We start from the raw sequence: 17,950 nt of genomic DNA, 5'->3' as shown, positions 1-17,950 counted from the left end.
CGATGTCCGGCCCGGGTGGCCGGCCCGGTGGCCGACGGTTCGGACGCAGGTGTGGGTCCCGTGTGCCCCGGGCCGGCGTGGGCGCTCCCATCAGGCTCGGTGTCAGGGAGAGCCCGCATCACGTGTCACACCAGCACCCCGGCTCCCAGCTGGCAGCCGAAACCCGCACGACACGCCGCGGCGGCCCGGCGTGTCGTGCGGGTTTCGGCGGTCAGCCGCTGAACCCCGCGACAACCGCGGTCCGACGGGAGAGCCGGCCCGGGATCACTCCTCGAACAGCGTGGCGTCGCGCTCCGCCGGAGGCGGCGTCAGCCCGAGGTGCTGCCAGGCCGCCGGCGTGGCGACCCGGCCCCGCGGCGTACGCGCCAGGAAGCCGTTGCGGACCAGGAACGGCTCCGCGACCTCCTCGACGGTCTCGCGCTCCTCCCCCACGGCGACGGCGAGCGTGGAGACACCGACCGGTCCCCCGCCGAACCGACGGCAGAGCACGTCGATCACGGCTCGGTCCAGCCGGTCCAGACCGAGCTGGTCGACCTCGTAGAGGTCGAGCGCGGACCGCGCCACTGCCACGGTGACCACGCCGTCCGCCCGAACCTGGGCGTAGTCGCGCACCCGCCGGAGCAGCCGGTTGGCGATGCGCGGGGTGCCGCGCGAGCGCGAGGCGATCTCGGCGGTGCCGTCGGCGGCGGCGTCGACCTCGAGCAGCCGCGCCGAGCGCTGGACGATCAGGTCGAGCTCGTCGGGCTCGTAGAACTCCAGGTGGGCGGTGAAGCCGAAGCGGTCGCGCAGCGGGCCCGGCAGCAGGCCGGCACGGGTGGTGGCGCCGACCAGGGTGAACGGCGGGATGTCGAGCGGGATCGCGGTCGCGCCGGGCCCCTTGCCGATGACGACGTCGACCCGGAAGTCCTCCATCGCCATGTAGAGCATCTCCTCCGCGGGCCTCGACATCCGGTGGATCTCGTCGACGAAGAGGACGTCGCCCTCGTTCAGCCCGGAGAGGATCGCCGCGAGGTCGCCCGCGTGGGTGATCGCGGGGCCGCTGGTGAGCCGCAGCGGCGCGCCCATCTCACTGGCGATGATCATCGCCAGCGTGGTCTTGCCGAGGCCCGGCGGACCCGACAGCAGCACGTGGTCGGGGGCGCGGCCGCGGCGCCGGGCGGCCTCGAGCACGAGCCCGAGCTGGTCGCGCACGCGCACCTGGCCGACCACCTCGTCGAGGGTCCGCGGCCGGAGCGCGGCCTCGACCGCACGCTCGTCACCTTCGGCCTCAGCGGCCGTGAGCGAGCGCAGGTGGGTGGACTCGACCTCGTCGAGGTCCTCCTCCTGGAAGGCCATCGCGTCAGGCCTTGCTCAGCGTGCGGAGCGCGGCCCGCAGCAGTCCCGCGACGTCGGGGACGGCGCCGGCCTCGGGGGCGACCGCGTCGACGGCCTTCTCGGCGTCCTTGGCCGACCAGCCCAGGCCGACCAGGCCCTGGTGCACCTGGTCGCGCCACGGGGCGCCGGCGACCGGCGCAGACGGCGTACGTCCGCCCGTCGGGGCGCCGATCCGGTCCTTGAGCTCGAGGATGATCCGCTGCGCGCCCTTCTGGCCGATGCCGGGGACCTTCGTCAGCGTCTTGGTGTCGTCGCTCGCGATGGCCAGGCGCAGGTCGTCGGGCGCGAGCACGGCGAGCATCGCCTGGGCGAGCTTCGGCCCCACGCCGGAGGCCGTCTGGAGCAGCTCGAAGGTCTGCTTCTCGTCCTCGTCGGCGAATCCGAAGAGGGTCAGCGAGTCCTCGCGCACCACCATGCTGGTCGGCAGGGTCGCCGACTGGCCGACCCGCAGCGTGGCGAGCGTGCCGGGCGTGCACATCACCTCGAGGCCGATCCCGCCGACCTCCACCACGGCCGCGGCCAGGCTGACCGCGGCCACCGGGCCACGCACGAACGCGATCACGCGTATCTCCTCCTCGTCGCCTGGGTCTGCCGCGCTCCCGCCACCGCCGCGTCGATCCGGGCCTGGGCGCCGCCGCGCCAGATGTGGGTGATGGCCAGCGCCAGCGCGTCGGCGGCGTCGGCCGGCTTCGGCATCGCGTCGAGACGCAGGATACGGGTCACCATCGTGCCGACCTGGGCCTTGGTCGCCCGGCCGTTGCCCGACACCGCCGCCTTGACCTCGCTCGGCGTGTGCAGCGCGACCGGCAGGCCGCGGCGGGCCGCGCACACCATCGCGATCCCGCTGGCCTGGGCGGTGCCCATCACCGTGCTGACGTCGGAGCGGGCGAACACCCGCTCCACCGCGACCGCGTCCGGGCGGTGCTCGTCGAGCCAGGCGTCGACGCCCTTCTCGATGGTCACCAGCCGCTGCGGCACCGGCAGGTCGGACGACGTGCGCAGCACGTTGACGTCGACCAGGCGCAGCGGCCGGCCCACCGATCCCTCGACCACGCCCATGCCGCAGCGGGTCAGCCCGGGGTCGATCCCCAGCACGCGCATCGATCCGCCTCTCCGTCCGAACAGGTGTTCGGAGCCAACGCTAACCGCCCACTCCTCCGGTTCGCCGGAGGACACGCGGGGGTGTCGGCGGCGGCCATCAGCTGTAACGCCGGGTTACCGGCTGTTCCCACCATGCTGCGGCATCGTGGGAACAGCGGATAACCCGGCGTTACATGCGCCTCACGTGACAGCCCACCTTTCCTCCACAGGGCGGCCGGTGATCCTGTCATCCACAGCCGAGCGTGCTGGGCGCCCCGAGCCGTGGTCGGTGCGGGCAGCGTCGCGGTCATGTTGCGGAGCTACCCACTCCTCCGGCCCGACCCACACGGGCTGATCACCAGACAGCAGGCGATGCGCGCCGGCCTCGACGACCGGGACCTGCGGCGCCTGGTCCGCGACGGCCGACTACTGCCGCTGCGCCGGGGCGTGTACGTCGTCGCCGAACGCTGGGACGAGCTCGACCCGTTCGGCGGCCGGGCGCTGCTCCGGGTCCGGGCAGCGCAGCTCACCCTCCGGTGCGACCACGTGCTCAGCCACGACTCAGCGGCGCTCGCCCTCGGGCTGGGCGTGCCGGACGCACGCCGGGCGCTGGTGCACGTCACGCGCCGCAAGGTCCACGGCGATGCCGTTCGCGCCGGCGTCAAGCACCACCTGGCGCCGTACTCCGACGAGCAGGTCATCGAGGTCCACGGTCTGCGGGTCCTCGACGCGCCGCGCACGGCTCTCGACATGGCGCGCGAGCACGGGCTGGCGGCAGGTGTCGCGTGCTGCGACGCCGCGCTGCGCTCCGGCGCGACCCGAAGCGACGTCGATCGAGCTCGAGCAGCGATGTGGTGCTGGCCCGGGAGTCGCGTCATGGACGCCGCGATCGACCTCGCCGACCCGGGCGCGGAGTCGTGGCTCGAGTCCGAGGCACGGGTGCTCCTGCTCTCGCTCCGGATCGGCCGCGCCCAGACCCAGTTCGGACTGACCGACGGCGCTCGCACAGTCTGGTGCGACCTGAGGATCGGCCGACACATCTTCGAGGTCGACGGCTGGCTGAAGTACACCGCCGAGCTCGCCCCACGCCGCGACCCACGCGAGACCCTCCGGCAGGAGAAGATGCGTCAGGACTTCATCTCCGGCTTCAAGCTCGGCGTCTCCCGGATCACCGCTGCCGATTGCCACGGCGACCGGGAGGCCGCGCGTCGCCGGCTCCTGCGTGAGTACGCCGACACGTGCGCCCGATTCGGGACCGACATCAGCGACCTCGCGCCCCACGTCGTACGGCGGCGCCGGTGATCAGCGGGCCGAGCCGGACGCCGCCCCAATGTTGTAACGCCGGGTTACCGACTGTTCCCACCGTGTTGCAGCATGGTGGGAACAGCGGATAACCCGGCGTTACATGCGTTGAGAGCGAGCGCCGCCCATCACGCGTCGATGGCCTCGAGTACGTCGTCGGGGATGTCGGCGTTGCTGTAGACGTTCTGCACGTCGTCGAGGTCGTCGACGGCGTCGACGAGGCGGAAGACCTTGCCCGCGACGTCGACCTCGGCGACCGGGATGTCCATCGTGGCGACGAACTGGACCTCGGCGGACTCGTAGTCGATGCCGGCGGCCTGCAGCGCGGAGCGCACGGCGACCACGTCGGAGGAGTCGGACTGGATCTCGAAGTTCTCCCCGAGGTCGTTGACGTCCTCGGCGCCGGCGTCGAGCGTCGCCTCGAGCACGTCGTCCTCCGAGACCTCCCATGGCTGGCCGCCGCGCTCCTGGGCCTTGCCCACCACGACGACGCCCTTGCGGGTGAAGAGCCGCGAGACCGATCCGGGGTCGGCCATGGTGCCGCCGTTGCGGGTCACCGCGGTGCGGACCTCCATCGCGGCCCGGTTGCGGTTGTCGGTGAGGCACTCGACCAGGAGCGCGACGCCCTGGGGCCCGTAGACCTCGTACATGATCGTCTCGTAGTCGACGCCGCCGCCGTCGAGCCCACCGCCGCGCTTGACCGCGGAGTCGATGTTCTTGTTGGGCACCGACTGCTTCTTGGCCTTCTGGATCGCGTCGTAGAGCGTGGGGTTGCCCGCGGGGTCGGGGCCGCCCATCTTCGCCGCGATCTCGATGTTCTTGATCAGCTTGGCGAACAGCTTGCCGCGCTTGGCGTCGATGACCGCCTTCTTGTGCTTGGTGGTCGCCCACTTGGAGTGGCCGGACATGCGTCTCCTTCTAACCTCGCGGGTCGAGCTCGTCGCGACCCTCGACCAGGTCCACGAACAGCCGGTGGACCCGGGCGTCGCCACCCACCTCGGGATGGAACGACGTCGCCATCAGCGAACCCTGACGGACCGCCACGATCCTACCCGCGGCCGGCCCGTCCTCGACACGAGCGAGCACGTCGACGTCCGGACCGACCGACTCCACCCACGGCGCCCGGATGAAGACCGCGTGCACCGGGGCGTCGAGACCGGCGACGACGAGGTCGCCCTCGAAGGAGTCGACCTGCCGCCCGAACGCGTTGCGCCGTACCGTGATGTCCAGCCCGCCGAGCGTCTCCTGGCCGGCCGCGCCGTCCTCGATCCGGTCGGCGAGCATGATCATCCCGGCGCAGGTCCCGAAGACCGGCAGCCCCGCCTTGATCCGCTGCCGGATCGGCTCGAACAGGTCGAAGGTGCGGACCAGCTTGGCCATCGTCGTCGACTCGCCGCCCGGGACGACGAGGCCGTCGCAGGCGTCGAGCTCCGACGTACGCCGCACCGTGGTCGCCCGGACTCCGAGGCTCTCCAGCGTGCGCAGGTGCTCACGGACGTCGCCCTGGACGGCGAGGACGCCGACGGTCGGCGCGCTCATGCGGGGCGGGGTCACCAGCCCCGCTCGGAGAGCCGGTGGGGCTGCGGGATCTCGTCGACGTTGATCCCGACCATGGCCTCACCCAGGCCGCGCGAGACCTTGGCGACCATGTCGGGGTCGTCGTGGAAGGTGGTGGCCTTGACGATCGCCTCGGCCCGCTGGGCCGGGTTGCCCGACTTGAAGATGCCCGAGCCCACGAAGACGCCCTCGGCGCCGAGCTGCATCATCATCGCCGCGTCGGCCGGGGTGGCGATGCCGCCCGCGGTGAACAGCACCACCGGCAGCTTGCCCGCCTCGGCGACCTCCTTGACCAGGTCGTACGGCGCCTGCAGCTCCTTGGCCGCGACGTACAGCTCGTCGGCCTCCAGCGCGCCGAGGCGGCGGATCTCCCGGCGGATCGTGCGCATGTGGGTGACGGCGTTCGACACGTCCCCGGTGCCGGCCTCGCCCTTGGAGCGGATCATCGCCGCGCCCTCGGTGATGCGGCGCAGCGCCTCACCGAGGTTCGTCGCGCCGCACACGAACGGGACGGTGAAGGCCCACTTGTCGATGTGGTTGGCGTAGTCGGCCGGGGTCAGCACCTCGGACTCGTCGATGTAGTCGACACCCAGCGACTGCAGCACCTGCGCCTCGGCGAAGTGGCCGATCCGGGCCTTGGCCATCACCGGGATCGAGACCGCCTCGATGATGCCGTCGATCATGTCGGGGTCGCTCATCCGCGACACGCCGCCCTGAGCCCGGATGTCGGCCGGCACCCGCTCGAGCGCCATCACGGCGACCGCGCCGGCGTCCTCGGCGATCTTGGCCTGCTCGGGTGTGACGACGTCCATGATGACGCCGCCCTTCAGCATCTCGGCCATGCCGCGCTTGACGCGGGTGGTGCCGGTGGCTGGCGTGTTCTCGGGGGTGCTCTCGACCATGATTCAGATGGTAGTGCCGGCGTCGGACAACGCCTGCTTCCGTACCACCCACACGCGCTGCGCGACCGTGACCGTGGAGGCGATCGCGAGCGCCCACAGCGCGATGTAGAGGAGCACGGGCAGGTCGAAGATGGCGCTGAAGCCGGTCATCACGAGGATCGCGACCAGCCGGTCGGCGCGCTCGGCGATGCCGACCTTGACCTCGAAGCCGAGGCTCTCGCCGCGGGAGCGGGCGTACGACGTGACCGCGCCCATCAGCAGGCAGACCAGGCTCAGCACGAGGTAGAGGCGGCTCGGCTCCTCCCAGGCGAAGTAGAGCGCGAGGCCGATGAAGATCGCGCCGTCGCCGAGCCGGTCGAGCGTGGAGTCCCAGAACGCGCCGAACTTGCTGACCCGCCCGGTGGTCCGGGCCATGTAGCCGTCGAGCAGGTCGCTGAACACGAACGCCGTGATCACCAGGACGCCCGTGAGCAGCCGACCCTGCGGGAAGAAGACCAGGGCCCCGGCGCAGACGCCGAGCGTGCCGACCAGGGTGACGACGTCGGGGCTCACCCCCAGCCGGATCAGCAGGTGGGCGATCGGCGAGATGACCTTCGTCCAGAAGGCGCGGAAACGTTCCATCATGGCGGGCAGCAGGCTACCCGGAGCCGAGGACGGCGCGACCTCAGCCGGCCCTCGACACCGCCTGGGGCCGGTCGAGCACGGGCGCGAACGCCAGCTCGGCGGCTCCGAGCAGCGGGGAGTCGTCGCCGAGCCCGGCCGGTCTGATCAGGGTGTCGGCCCGCGGCGAGAGCAGGCTGCTGCGCTCGAACGAGTCCAGCACCGCCGGCTCGGCCGCCCGCCACACCTGGGCCAGGCAGCCGCCGAGCACGACGACCTCGGGGTTGAAGAGGTTGACGATCGCCCGGATCCCGATCCCGGTCCACTCGGCGACCTCCTCGACCGCGGTCCGGGCACGGCTGTCGCTCGCCCGCGCGGCCTCGATGACCTCGGCCACGGCCGGCGGGCCACCCCCGGGGAGGCGCCCGGCGTGCCGGAGCAGCACGTTCTCGCCGACCTTGGTCTCCCAGCAGCCGACCGCGCCGCAACGGCAGGTGGGGCCGAGGCTGTCGACCTGCATGTGGCCGACCTCGCCGGCGTACCCGCTCACCCCGGTCAGCGGCCGGCCGCCGACCAGGAAGCCGCCACCGATGCCGACGCTGGCGCTGAGGTAGACGGCCTCCGAGAAGCCCACGGCCGCGCCACGCACGTGCTCGGCGAGCACCCCGAGGTTGGCGTCGTTGCCGGTCGAGACCGGACGTTGGAGGCGCTCGGCGAGCAGCTCGGTGAAGGGCTCGTCGTACCACCCCAGGTTGGGGGCGAAGCGGACCAGCCCGTCGCTGGCCCGCACCGCGCCGGGGACCGCGCAGCCGATGCCCAGGCACCGGCTGTGGCTGGAGGCCGCGAGCGTCTCCTCGACCATCTGCGCGACGGACTCCACGACGTGGTCGACGTCGTGCTCGCCCCGCTGGTGGCCTCGGTTGCGACCGGCCAGGACCTGTCCCCCGAGCCCGACCAGGGCGACGGCGATCCGGTCGACGCCGACGTCGACCGCGACGACCACGTTGTCCTCGCAAGGCACCACCAGGTGCGACGGGCGGCCCCGACCGCCCACCACCGCCGTCTGCTCGGTGACCAGGCCCAGCGACTGCAGCTCCCCGGTCAGCCCGCCGATCGTGCTCCGGTTCAGGCCGAGCTGCTTGGTGAGTACGGCGCGGGTCGTCGGGCCGTGGGTGTGCACGGTCTGCAGGATGGCGCGGAGATTCACGCGTCGGAGCTCATCGCTCCCGACGCCGGTCGGGGTGGGCACGTGCTGCTCCTGTCTAGACTCGTCCGCTCGCTGCTGCGCGACGGCGGCTGATCGCGTCGACGCTGGCGGCGACGAGCAGGACCAGTCCGGTGACGATATAGACGACCCCCGCCGACTTGTTGAGCAGCCCCATGCCGTTCGAGATCACCGCGATGACCGTGCCACCGATGACGGCATCGACGACCCGGCCCTTGCCGCCGAAGAGGCTGGTGCCGCCGATGACGGCCGCGCCCACGGCGTACAGCAGGGTCTCGTTGCCGCCGGTCGAGGGCGATACCGAGTGACTCCGGGCGGCGAGCATCAGGCCGCCGATCGCCGCGACCGACGACGACAGGACGAAGCAGCTGAGCTTGATCCCCTTGACGTTGATGCCGGCCCGCCGGGCCGCCTCGCCGTTGCCGCCTACGGCGTACACGTGGCGGCCCCAGGCGGTGCGCGAGAGCAGGAAGCTCAGCACCAGCAGCAGCCCGAGGATCACCACGAGCGAGACGGGCACCCCCTTCAGCGACTTCAGGGTGGGGTTGATGCTGCGCTCTTTCGACAGGTAGTAGGTGACCAGCACCGTGATCACCAGCAGCGCACCGCTCTTGATCGCCCAGAGCAGCATCGGCTCGTACTGCAGCCCCGCACGGCGCCGGCGGCTGTTGCGCAAGAAGGTCAGCCCGGCGAAGCCGACGACGAGGGCCAGCGCGATCGTCCACCCGAGCCACACCGGCAGGTTGTCGTCGGTGAGCGCGAGGATCTTCTCGTTCTTGAACGGGATCGTGCCGCCCTCGCCGATGATCTCGAGCATCACGCCCTGCAGGCCGAGGAAGGCGGCCAGGGTGACGACGAACGACGGGATGCCGAGTCGGGCCACCAGGAGGCCGATGGCCGCGCCGATCACGGCACCGGTGGCGATGCACGCCAGGATCGAGATCAGCCAGTTCTGCTCGTGGTTGGTCATCACCACGCCCATGACGGCGGCCGCCGTGCCGCCGGTGACACCGGCCGACAGGTCGATCTCGCCGAGCAGGAGCACGAACACCAGACCCATGGCGATGACGGTGATCGCCGCGGACTGGTTGATCAGGTTGGCGAAGTTCAGCTCTGAGGTGAAGGTCTCGGGCCGCAGCACCGAGAACACGACCACCAGCACGACGAGTCCGAGCACCGCCGGCAGCGCGCCGACGTCGCCGCCGCGCACCTTGGCGACGTACGCCCGGGCGATGCCGCCGATCCCGGAGGCCTGCCACGGCTCCGGGGCGACCTCGGGGGTCTCGGTCTGCTGGGCGGTCATGCGAACGCTCCTTCGTCCCCGACGCGTCCGGCCGTGATGAGCTGCACGACCTGGCTCTGCGTCGTGTCCGCCTTGCGGATCTGGGCGACCATCTGCCCGAGGTAGAGGACGGCGATCTCGTCGGCGACCCGGAAGACGTCGTTGAGGTTGTGGCTGATCAGGATCACGCCGAGGCCGCTGTCGGCCAGCCTGCGGACCAGCAGCAGGACCTGCTCGGTCTGGGCGACGCCGAGGGCCGCGGTCGGCTCGTCGAGGATGACGACGCGCGAGTTCCACAGCACCGACCGGGCGATCGCCACGGTCTGGCGCTGGCCTCCGGAGAGCGCGGCCACCTTGGTGCGCACCGACTGCAGCGTGCGCACCGAGAGCCCGTCCAGGGTCTCGCGGGCGCGCTGCTCCATGGCGTCCTCGTCGAGGAGCCCGCTCCTGCGGAGCTCGCGGCCGAGGAACATGTTGTGGACGACGTCGAGGTTGTCGCACAGCGCGAGGTCCTGGTAGACGACCTCGATGCCGAGCGCGCCAGCGTCCTTGGGGCCGTGCACGGTCACGCGCCGGCCGTCGAAGCGGTACTCGCCCTCGTCGAACCCGTGGATGCCGGCGATGCCCTTGATCAGGGTGCTCTTGCCGGCGCCGTTGTCACCGACGAGCGCGGTGACCTCCCCGGCCTTCACGTCGAGGTCGACGCCGCGCAGCACGTGCACGGCACCGAAGCTCTTCTGGATCCCGCGCAGTTGCAGGAGCGGCTCGCTCGAGCCCGGAACGGCTGACCGTTCGAGAGCGGTCGCGGTCACTGGTCCTCCTGGGGTGGAAGAGGCGCGGACGGGCGGGCCGGCCGCAGTGGTGTCACCGTGCGAGAGGCGGGAGCGGACGACGCCGCCCCCGCCTCCGCACGGTGTCGGGTCAGGGCGTCAGCTGACGCCGGCCTTCTTGCAGGCCGCCGCGACGTTGCCGGTGCAGACGTCCGCAGCCTTCGCGAAGCCGTCGTCGAAGACCTGCTTGATGTTCTCGGTGGTGATCCACACCGGCTTGGCCAGCACGGACGGGACGTCCTCCTTGGTCTTGGTGTCGGTCACCGTGCCGGTCACCAGGCTGCTGGGGTCCTCCCCCTTGATCAGCGCGATCGCGAGCTTCGAGGCGGCGTCGGCCTCGAGGTCGGTGTTCTTGTAGACCGTGCCGCACTGGTAGCCCAGCAGGATGTTCTGCAGCCCCTCGGTGGAGGCGTCCTGACCGGTCACCGGGATCTCGCCGGCCACGCCCTGGGCCTGCATCCGGGCGATGATGCCGCCGGCCATCGTGTCGTTGGCGGAGACGACGCCGTCGATCTTTCCGCCGTTCTGCGTGTAGAGCTGCTCGAACGCCTTGCCGGCCTTGTCGGCGTCCCAGTAGCCGCTCTGGTCGCCGACCAGCTTGTAGTCACCGGAGTCGATCTTGCCCTTGAGCGCCTCGGCGTAGCCCTCCTTGAACAGCGCGGCGTTGTTGTCGCTCGGGTCGCCGTTGATGTAGATGATGTTGGCCTTGGTCTTGTTGTTGGCGTCGAGGCAGTCGATCAGGCCGGTGCCCATCAGCCGGCCGACCTCGACGTTGTCGAACGAGACGTAGTACGACGCGCCGCCGCCGAGGGTCAGCCGGTCGTAGTCGATGCTCTGGATGCCGGCGTCGGCCGCCTTGGACAGACAGGCCGAGCCCGAGTCGGAGTCCAGGTTGACGATCATCAGCACCGTGACGCCCTCGGTGATCATGCTGTCGCAGATCGTGCCGAACTTGTCGACGTCGCCGTTGGCGTTCTGGATGTCGTAGTCGACGCCGGCGCTCTTGAACGCCGCCTCCAGGCTCGGCCGGTCGTTGGCCTCCCAGCGCGGCGACGTCGTGGTGTCGGGCAGGATCACTCCGACCTTGCCGGACGCGGCGGCGCTGCTGCCGTTGTCGCTGCTGCTGCTACCGCCGTCGGAGTCGTCTCCGCATGCGGCGAGAGCACCGAACGCCAGCGCTCCTACTGCCACCAGGGACGCCATCCGCGCCCGCCTGTTCCTGACCATTCCTCGACCTCCATGGCTCGGACCCGGGTAACCACTGTCGTGTGACGGGGGTCACGGTATATGTTGTGCGCGACAACATACTCACGGCTCCGGGACCCGACAAGACGTTCTTGGTGCATCTTTTGTTGCACGTTCCAACCAAGCGTCGCCGCGGCCGCGCGTGACCGAATCGTGATGGAAGCGGCGACCGCAGCCGCGCCGGACGTCGTGGCGACACCCGCGGAGGAAGAGGATCCGATGAGCTCGAACAGCACCGACCCGGCCGCCTTCTCCCCGACCCGCGAGGACCGGTTCTCCTTCGGTCTGTGGACGGTGGGCTGGCAGGGCGTGGACGTCTTCGGCGGCGCGGTGCGCCCGGTGCTCGATCCCGCCGAGGCGATCCACCGGCTCAGCGACCTGGGCGCCTACGGCATCACCTTCCACGACAACGACGTCTTCCCGTTCGATGCCTCCCCCGCCGAGAAGGAGCAGCACCTGGCGCCGTTCCGCAAGGCGCTGGCCGAGACCGGACTCGCCGTACCGATGGTGACGACGAACCTCTTCTCGCACCCGGTCTTCCGCGACGGCGGCTTCACCAACAACGACCGCGACGTACGCCGCTTCGCGATTCGCAAGGCCGCCGACCAGATCGACCTGGCCGCCGAGCTCGGCGCGCAGGTCTTCGTGGCCTGGGGCGGGCGCGAGGGCGCCGAGTCCGGCGCCGCGAAGGACGTCGGGACCGCGCTCTCGCGCTACAAGGAGGCCTTCGACGTCCTCGGCTCCTACTCCGAGGAGCAGGGGTACGGCCTGCGGTTTGCGATCGAGCCGAAGCCCAACGAGCCCCGCGGCGACATCCTGCTCCCGACCGTCGGCCACGCACTGGCGTTCATCGACGAGCTCGAGCGCCCGGACCTGGTCGGCGTGAACCCCGAGGTCGGCCACGAGGAGATGGCCTCGCTCAACTACGCACACGGCCTGGCGCAGGCGCTGTGGCACGGCAAGCTCTTCCACATCGACCTCAACGGCCAGACCGGCCCGCGCTACGACCAGGACCTGCGCTTCGGCGCCGGCAACGCCCGTGGCGCGTTCTGGACCGTCGACATCGTCGAGCACGGCGGGTACGACGGGCCGCGACACTTCGACTACAAGCCCCCGCGCACCGAGGACCTGGACGGCGTATGGGATTCGGCCGCGGCGTGCATGCGCAACTACCTGATCCTGCGCGCCAAGGTGCGGGCGTTCCGCGCCGACCCGGAGGTCCGGCAGGCGCTCCTCGACGCACGCCTCGACCAGCTCGCGCTGCCCTCACTCGCCAACGGCGAGACGATCGCCGACCTGCGCGCCGAACCCTTCGACCCCGACGAGGCGGGTCGCCGCGGGATGGCCTTCGAGCGCCTCGACCAGCTCGCGCTGGAGCACCTGTACGGCGTGCGGTGACGGTGCGCGCGGACGTCATACGTTCCGCGGAAGGGGACACACTGTCCGTATGACGTCCCCGGCCCGCGGCTAGCCCGCCAGCGCGGCGACGACGTCGGCGACGGCCGTGGGTGCGCCGGCCACCGACCAGGTGACGCCGCCCCCGTCGACCCGGGCGGTGCTGCCGCCGGCGCCGAGGATGAGGGCCGCGGCGGGCAGCTCGTCCCACGGCGGCATGGAGTGCTGGCAGCGCACGTGCAGCTGGCCGGCCGCGATCGACGCCCCGTCCATGGACGCGGAGCCGAGCATCCGCAGCGTCGCCGCGCCCCCGGCCATCCGGCGGAAGGCCACGCCCGGCGCGCCGTCGTACGCCGGCGGGTGGAGGTACGTCGTGAGGCAGGACGTCGCGAGCGGGCGGTCGACCAGCGCCGGCAACGGCACGCCGTCGACGGTGGTCGGCAGACCCGGGCCGCCGACGTAGGTGCGCCCGGTGGCGGGATGGTGCACCGCGCCGAGGACCAGCTCGTCGCCGTCGGTGAGCGCGAGGGCCGAGCACCACCAGTCCAGCCCGGCCACGAAGTTGTAGGTGCCGTCGACGGGGTCGATCACCCAGGTCCGCCCCGAGGTGCCGTCGTGCGAGGCACCCTCCTCCCCCAGCACGCCGTCGTCCGGCCGCTCGGCGGCGAGCGTCTCGACGATCTGCCGTTCCGCCGCGTGGTCGGCGGCGGTCACCACGTCGGAGATCGAGGTCTTCGTGTCGGGCTCGAGTCCCCCGGCCCGCATCCGGCGGGCGAGCGCGCCCGCCTCGCGGACCAGCCGGGCCGCGAGCGCCGCGTCGCCGGCCAGGGCATCCCCGGGGGTCACGACCATGCCTCGGCCAGCATCGCGCGGGTGTCGGCGAGCAGCTGCGGCAGGGTCTTCGTGCCGCCGAGCACGGTGATGAAGTTCGCGTCGCCCGCCCAGCGGGGTACGACGTGCTGGTGCAGATGCTGCGACAGCGAGCCGCCGGCGACCCCGCCCAGGTTCAGCCCGATGTTGAAGGCGTGCGGTCCGCTGACCCGCCTCAGCACCCGCACCGCCTGCTGGGTGGTGGTCATCAGCTCGGTGACCTCGTCGTCGGTGAGGTCCTCGAGCTCGGCGACGTGCCGGTGCGGGAGCACCATCAGGTGGCCGGGGTTGTACGGGTGCAGGTTCAGGACGGTGAAACAGGTCTTGCCGCGGTGGACGACGAGGCTCTCCTCGAGCGCGTGGTCGCTCATCGCGCAGAACGGGCAGCCGTCGTCGACGGAGGGCAGGCCCGGCGCGACGTAGGCCATGCGGTGCGGGGTCCAGAGCCGGTCGAAGCCCTCGAACCCGGCGCGCACGTGCCCGGCAGGATCGGTCATGGCCCTAACCCTAGGGTGCCGTCCCGGGGCCCCTCCGGCCGGTCAGTACTGCTGGAACCAGGCACCCAGGTCGGTCACACCCGGACAGGTGACGTCGTGGTCGCGCCCGTCGGCGACCCACTGCGCCAGCACGGCGTCGCCACCCTGGATCCGCCAGTCGTCGCCGCATCGCGACAGCGCCTCGGCCCGCGAGGTCTGGCCGGCGGCGCGCCACTCCGGCAGGCCGAGCGCGAGGTCGCCGACGACCTCGCGCCACAGGATCGGCGTCGAGTAGACCCCGACGTCGTAGCCGGCGTCGGCGTACCCCGCCGCGGCACCCTGGACGACGGCGGCGTTGGCGTCGAGATCGTCGCTCCACTCGAAGTCGGGGACGTGCTCGACGTCGACCCACACGACCGGCGACACCAGGCCGGCCGCCCGCATGGTGGCGACGTTGACCAGCGCCTGCTGGTAACCGGTGTTCGCGAGGGCACCGAGCCTCGTGTCGGCGTCGTAGGGCCCGCGGTCGCGGTATTCGGCGACCGCGTCGGCGTCCGGCTGGCTGACGACGGCGTACGCCGCGGCGAGCAGGTGTCGCTCCCGGATCCAGGCGACCTGGTCGGCCAGGCACGGGTTGGCGGTGAACCCGGGGCCGTTGGTGAGCCCGACGACCACGTACTCCGCCGCCGGGAGCGGCATCGGCAGGCCGAGTGTCGGCCGCTCGGGGATGCCCATGCCCCTCGGGCACTGCGGCCAGCCGATGTCGGCTCCGCGCACCGGCTTGCCGGTCGTCGGCGACACCGACGACGGGGCGGCACTCGGCAGCTCGGCGGCCTTCTGTTCGGCGAGCTGTGCGAGGGCCTGGAGCCGGGCCGCCTCGGCGTCGGCCGTCGGGGTGACGACCGCGGTCGGCCGCGGCGTGGTCCGCGACGGCACCGGCGCGCTCGATACCGGCGCCGACGTCGGCTCCCCCGCCGGCCCGCCGGAGGAGCAGGCGGTGAGCAGCGCGGCGCCGGCCAGGAGGGCCGCGCCGCGCCGCCTCACGATTCGGCTCAGACCTGCACGCGCGACGCCACGGCGTCCGCGACCCGCTGGATCGCCTCTTCGAGCGGTACGCCGTTGTCCTGGCGACCGTCGCGGTAGCGGAAGGACACCGCGCCCGCCGCCACGTCGTCGCCGCCGGCGATCATCATGAACGGCACCTTCTGCAGCTGCGCGTTGCGGATCTTCTTCTGCATCCGGTCGTCGGAGTCGTCGACCTCGACCCGCAGGCCCCGGGCGCGCATCTGCCGGGCCACGTCGTGCAGGTAGTCGCTGAAGGCGTCGGCGACCGGGATCGCCTGCACCTGCACGGGCGCGAGCCACGGAGGGAACGCGCCGGCGTAGTGCTCGACGAGCACCCCGAAGAACCGCTCGATCGAGCCGAACTTGGCGGAGTGGATCATCACCGGCTGGTGCTTCTGCCCGTCGGCGCCGTTGTACTCGAGCTCGAAGCCCTTGGGCTGGTTGAAGTCGTACTGGATGGTCGACATCTGCCAGGTCCGGCCGATCGCGTCCTTGGCCTGCACCGAGATCTTCGGGCCGTAGAACGCCGCGCCGCCGGGGTCGGCCACCAGCTCGAGGCCGGACTCGATCGCGACATCCTCGAGCACCTTGGTCGCGACCGCCCACTCCTCCTCGGAGCCGACGAACTTGTCGGGCTTGGAGTCGTCACGGGTCGAGAGCTCCAGGTAGAAGTCGTCGATCCCGAAGTCCCGCAGGAGGCCGAGCACGAAGTCGAGTAGGTGCCTGATCTCGCCGGGCGCCTGCTCGGGGGTGACGTAGGAGTGCGAGTCGTCCTGGGTCAGACCGCGCACCCGGGTCAGGCCGTGCACGACGCCGGACTTCTCGTAGCGGTAGACCGAGCCGAACTCGAAGAGCCGCAGCGGCAGCTCACGGTAGGAGCGCCCGCGTGACCGGTAGATCAGGTTGTGCATCGGGCAGTTCATCGGCTTGATCATGTAGTTCGAGCCCTCGAACTCCATGGGCGGGAACATCGTGTCCGCGTAGTACGGCAGGTGCCCCGAGGTGTAGAAGAGCTGGTCCTTGGTGATGTGCGGCGTACCGACGTAGGAGAAGCCCTCCTCGATGTGCCGCTGGCGGACGTAGTCCTCCATTTCGCGCTTGATCACACCGCCCTTGGGGTGGAAGACCACGAGGCCGGAGCCGATCTCGTCGGGGAAGCTGAAGAGGTCGAGCTCGCGGCCGAGCTTGCGGTGGTCGCGGCGCTCGGCCTCCTCGATCCGGTGCAGGTGCTCGTCGAGCGCCTCCTTGGACTCCCACGCCGTGCCGTAGATGCGCTGGAGCTGCTTGTTCTTCTCGTCGCCGCGCCAGTACGCCGCCGCCGAGCGCATCAGCTTGAACGCCGGGATCCGCTTGGTGGTCGGCAGGTGCGGGCCGCGGCACAGGTCGCTCCACGCGACGTCGCCGTTGCGGCGGATGTTGTCGTAGATGGTCAGCTCCCCGGCACCGACCTCGACGCTCGCGCCCTCCGCTATCTCCTGGGCCGCGTCGTCGGCCCTGCCGGAGCCCTTCAGGCCGATCAGCTCGATCTTGTAGGGCTCGTCCTGGAGCTCGTGGATCGCGTCGTGGTCGGTGATGACGCGGCGGGAGAAGCGCTGCCCCTCTTTGATGATCTTCCGCATCGCGGTCTCGATCTTCGCGAGGTCCTCGGGCACGAACGGGGTCTCGACGTCGAAGTCGTAGTAGAAGCCGTCCTGCACCGGCGGGCCGATGCCGAGCCTGGCCTCCGGGTAGAGCTGCTGCACGGCCTGCGCCATCACGTGCGCGGTCGAGTGCCGCAGGATGTCGTGGCCGTCCTTGCTGTCGATCGCGACGCCCTCGACCTCGTCGCCGTCGACGAGCTCGTAGGAGAGGTCCTTGAGCTGGCCGTTGACGCGGGCGGCGATCACCGACGAATCCTCGGCGAACGGCTCCCAGGCCTTGGTGCCCGTCGTGACCGTCCGGTCCTCACGCGCGCCGGCGTGGACGAGGACGATCTTCAGATCGGACACAGTGACTCCTGGTGGTCGGGGACGGACCGCTCGATCGTATCGACCGGGGCGCCGGGCCCGCGCGGCGGTTTCGCGGGTTCCGCCGACCGCCCGGGAGCGAGCGTCGGCGTCCGCAGGGTCAGCGGAGCTTCTCGGGGATCTCGGTCGAGTAGCCGAACATCTGGAAGTCCAGCTCGTAGAGCCGCACGATCCGCGCCGCCAGGGCCGGCTCGACCCGCACCGGCTCCGCGGGAGTTGCTGAGACGTTCTCCCGCGGCAGCGGGATCTCACCGAGGTCCAGCCACTCGCAGACCCGCTCCCAGTCCGGCACGAGCCGCTCGAAGCGGCCGACGAACGAGAGCCGGTCGAGCGGCAGCGCAGCGACCTGGGGCCGGACGTGCCGGTCACCGACCAGGATGTCCATGCCCTCGAGCGCGGTCACGAACTCCTCGAACGACCGGTCCTGCACCGAGGTCAGTCGCCAGGTGCCCCGGCCGGTGCCGACGACCTTGTCCTGCCAGCAGGACACCAGCTTGGTGAACGGGTTGCGCACGAAGCCGAACGCCGGGTAGTCGCGCTGCTCCCCCTGCGGCCAGCGCCGCAGCCGGCCGCGGTGCATGACGACCTCGAGGTCGGGGCGGTTGTTGAAGGCCGCCGAGATCGATCGGGTCGCCACCTTGGCGGTGCGCACGTAGATGAACCGCTTGGGATCGCTGACCGACAGGCCGTACCGCTTGGCTCCCGGGCGGGTGATCCGGGTGCGCGCGTCGGTGGTCATGC

General features: G+C 71.4%; 18 protein-coding genes. 2 read left to right on the top strand and 16 right to left on the bottom strand.

The window, feature by feature from the left end:
- Positions 1-264 precede the first annotated feature (264 nt).
- From ruvB to ruvC, 3 genes are read right to left on the bottom strand one after another with little or no spacing between them, the layout of a single operon-like run.
- Positions 265-1,335 (bottom strand): Holliday junction branch migration DNA helicase RuvB, encoded by a 1,071-nt coding sequence (ruvB, locus tag FHU40_RS20670; protein ID WP_183594240.1) that lies wholly within the window; start codon positions 1,333-1,335, stop codon positions 265-267.
- A gap of 4 nt (positions 1,336-1,339) precedes the next feature.
- Positions 1,340-1,936, bottom strand: a complete 597-nt coding sequence (ruvA, locus tag FHU40_RS20665) for a Holliday junction branch migration protein RuvA (protein ID WP_183594239.1) — start codon at positions 1,934-1,936, stop codon at positions 1,340-1,342.
- A complete protein-coding gene (gene ruvC, locus FHU40_RS20660) occupies positions 1,933-2,466 on the bottom strand; it encodes a crossover junction endodeoxyribonuclease RuvC (protein ID WP_215527647.1) in 534 nt (177 codons plus the stop codon). The genes ruvA and ruvC overlap by 4 nt, the downstream gene beginning before the upstream one ends.
- Positions 2,467-2,763: 297 nt before the next feature.
- Between ruvC and FHU40_RS20655 the strand changes: the two genes are divergently transcribed.
- Positions 2,764-3,756 (top strand): type IV toxin-antitoxin system AbiEi family antitoxin domain-containing protein, encoded by a 993-nt coding sequence (locus FHU40_RS20655; protein WP_183594237.1) that lies wholly within the window; start codon positions 2,764-2,766, stop codon positions 3,754-3,756.
- A gap of 128 nt (positions 3,757-3,884) precedes the next feature.
- Here the strand turns inward: FHU40_RS20655 and FHU40_RS20650 are convergent, their stop codons facing one another.
- The 8 genes from FHU40_RS20650 to FHU40_RS20615 form a co-directional block, all read right to left on the bottom strand.
- Positions 3,885-4,664: a YebC/PmpR family DNA-binding transcriptional regulator gene (locus FHU40_RS20650; protein WP_183594236.1), complete on the bottom strand. Its 780-nt coding sequence runs from the start codon at positions 4,662-4,664 to the stop codon at positions 3,885-3,887.
- 10 nt (positions 4,665-4,674) lie between these two features.
- Positions 4,675-5,295, bottom strand: coding sequence for a pyridoxal 5'-phosphate synthase glutaminase subunit PdxT (pdxT, locus tag FHU40_RS20645; RefSeq protein ID WP_183594235.1), 621 nt, complete (start codon positions 5,293-5,295; stop codon positions 4,675-4,677).
- Between the two features lie 11 nt (positions 5,296-5,306).
- Positions 5,307-6,215, bottom strand: coding sequence for a pyridoxal 5'-phosphate synthase lyase subunit PdxS (gene pdxS, locus FHU40_RS20640; RefSeq protein WP_183594234.1), 909 nt, complete (start codon positions 6,213-6,215; stop codon positions 5,307-5,309).
- Between the two features lie 3 nt (positions 6,216-6,218).
- Positions 6,219-6,839, bottom strand: a complete 621-nt coding sequence (gene pgsA, locus FHU40_RS20635) for a phosphatidylinositol phosphate synthase (RefSeq protein WP_183594233.1) — start codon at positions 6,837-6,839, stop codon at positions 6,219-6,221.
- Between the two features lie 40 nt (positions 6,840-6,879).
- On the bottom strand, positions 6,880-8,064 hold the full coding sequence (locus FHU40_RS20630; protein ID WP_183594232.1) for an ROK family protein: 1,185 nt from the start codon (positions 8,062-8,064) through the stop codon (positions 6,880-6,882).
- Positions 8,065-8,077: 13 nt separating this feature from the next.
- Positions 8,078-9,343: a sugar ABC transporter permease gene (locus tag FHU40_RS20625; RefSeq protein WP_183594231.1), complete on the bottom strand. Its 1,266-nt coding sequence runs from the start codon at positions 9,341-9,343 to the stop codon at positions 8,078-8,080.
- Positions 9,340-10,134: an ATP-binding cassette domain-containing protein gene (locus FHU40_RS20620; protein WP_183594230.1), complete on the bottom strand. Its 795-nt coding sequence runs from the start codon at positions 10,132-10,134 to the stop codon at positions 9,340-9,342. Before FHU40_RS20620 ends, FHU40_RS20625 begins: the two co-directional genes overlap by 4 nt.
- Before the next feature lie 117 nt (positions 10,135-10,251).
- On the bottom strand, positions 10,252-11,355 hold the full coding sequence (locus tag FHU40_RS20615) for a sugar ABC transporter substrate-binding protein (protein WP_246391232.1): 1,104 nt from the start codon (positions 11,353-11,355) through the stop codon (positions 10,252-10,254).
- Positions 11,356-11,616: 261 nt separating this feature from the next.
- On the opposite strand from FHU40_RS20615, the gene xylA reads away from it, so the two are divergent.
- Positions 11,617-12,795 carry a xylose isomerase gene (gene xylA, locus FHU40_RS20610; RefSeq protein WP_183594228.1) on the top strand — a complete coding sequence of 393 codons (1,179 nt, stop codon included), beginning with the start codon at positions 11,617-11,619 and terminating at the stop codon, positions 12,793-12,795.
- Positions 12,796-12,864: 69 nt separating this feature from the next.
- On the opposite strand, the gene FHU40_RS20605 is transcribed toward xylA, so the two are convergent.
- The 5 genes from FHU40_RS20605 to FHU40_RS20585 form a co-directional block, all read right to left on the bottom strand.
- Complete coding sequence (locus FHU40_RS20605) at positions 12,865-13,638, bottom strand: inositol monophosphatase family protein (RefSeq protein WP_343057963.1); 774 nt, start codon at positions 13,636-13,638, stop codon at positions 12,865-12,867.
- On the bottom strand, positions 13,635-14,159 hold the full coding sequence (locus FHU40_RS20600) for an HIT family protein (RefSeq protein ID WP_183594226.1): 525 nt from the start codon (positions 14,157-14,159) through the stop codon (positions 13,635-13,637). The genes FHU40_RS20605 and FHU40_RS20600 overlap by 4 nt, the downstream gene beginning before the upstream one ends.
- A 42-nt stretch (positions 14,160-14,201) precedes the next feature.
- A complete protein-coding gene (locus FHU40_RS20595; RefSeq protein ID WP_183594225.1) occupies positions 14,202-15,182 on the bottom strand; it encodes a hypothetical protein in 981 nt (326 codons plus the stop codon).
- A gap of 8 nt (positions 15,183-15,190) precedes the next feature.
- Positions 15,191-17,191, bottom strand: a complete 2,001-nt coding sequence (gene thrS, locus FHU40_RS20590) for a threonine--tRNA ligase (protein WP_183594224.1) — start codon at positions 17,189-17,191, stop codon at positions 15,191-15,193.
- A 118-nt stretch (positions 17,192-17,309) separates the two neighbouring features.
- Positions 17,310-17,948 (bottom strand): sulfotransferase family 2 domain-containing protein, encoded by a 639-nt coding sequence (locus tag FHU40_RS20585; RefSeq protein ID WP_183594223.1) that lies wholly within the window; start codon positions 17,946-17,948, stop codon positions 17,310-17,312.
- Positions 17,949-17,950 lie beyond the last annotated feature (2 nt).

The organism is Nocardioides soli (assembly GCF_014191495.1).
Classification (GTDB): domain Bacteria; phylum Actinomycetota; class Actinomycetes; order Propionibacteriales; family Nocardioidaceae; genus Nocardioides; species Nocardioides soli.
Note: the sequence above shows the minus strand (reverse complement) of the source record. Positions and strands in the feature narration are given on the sequence as shown.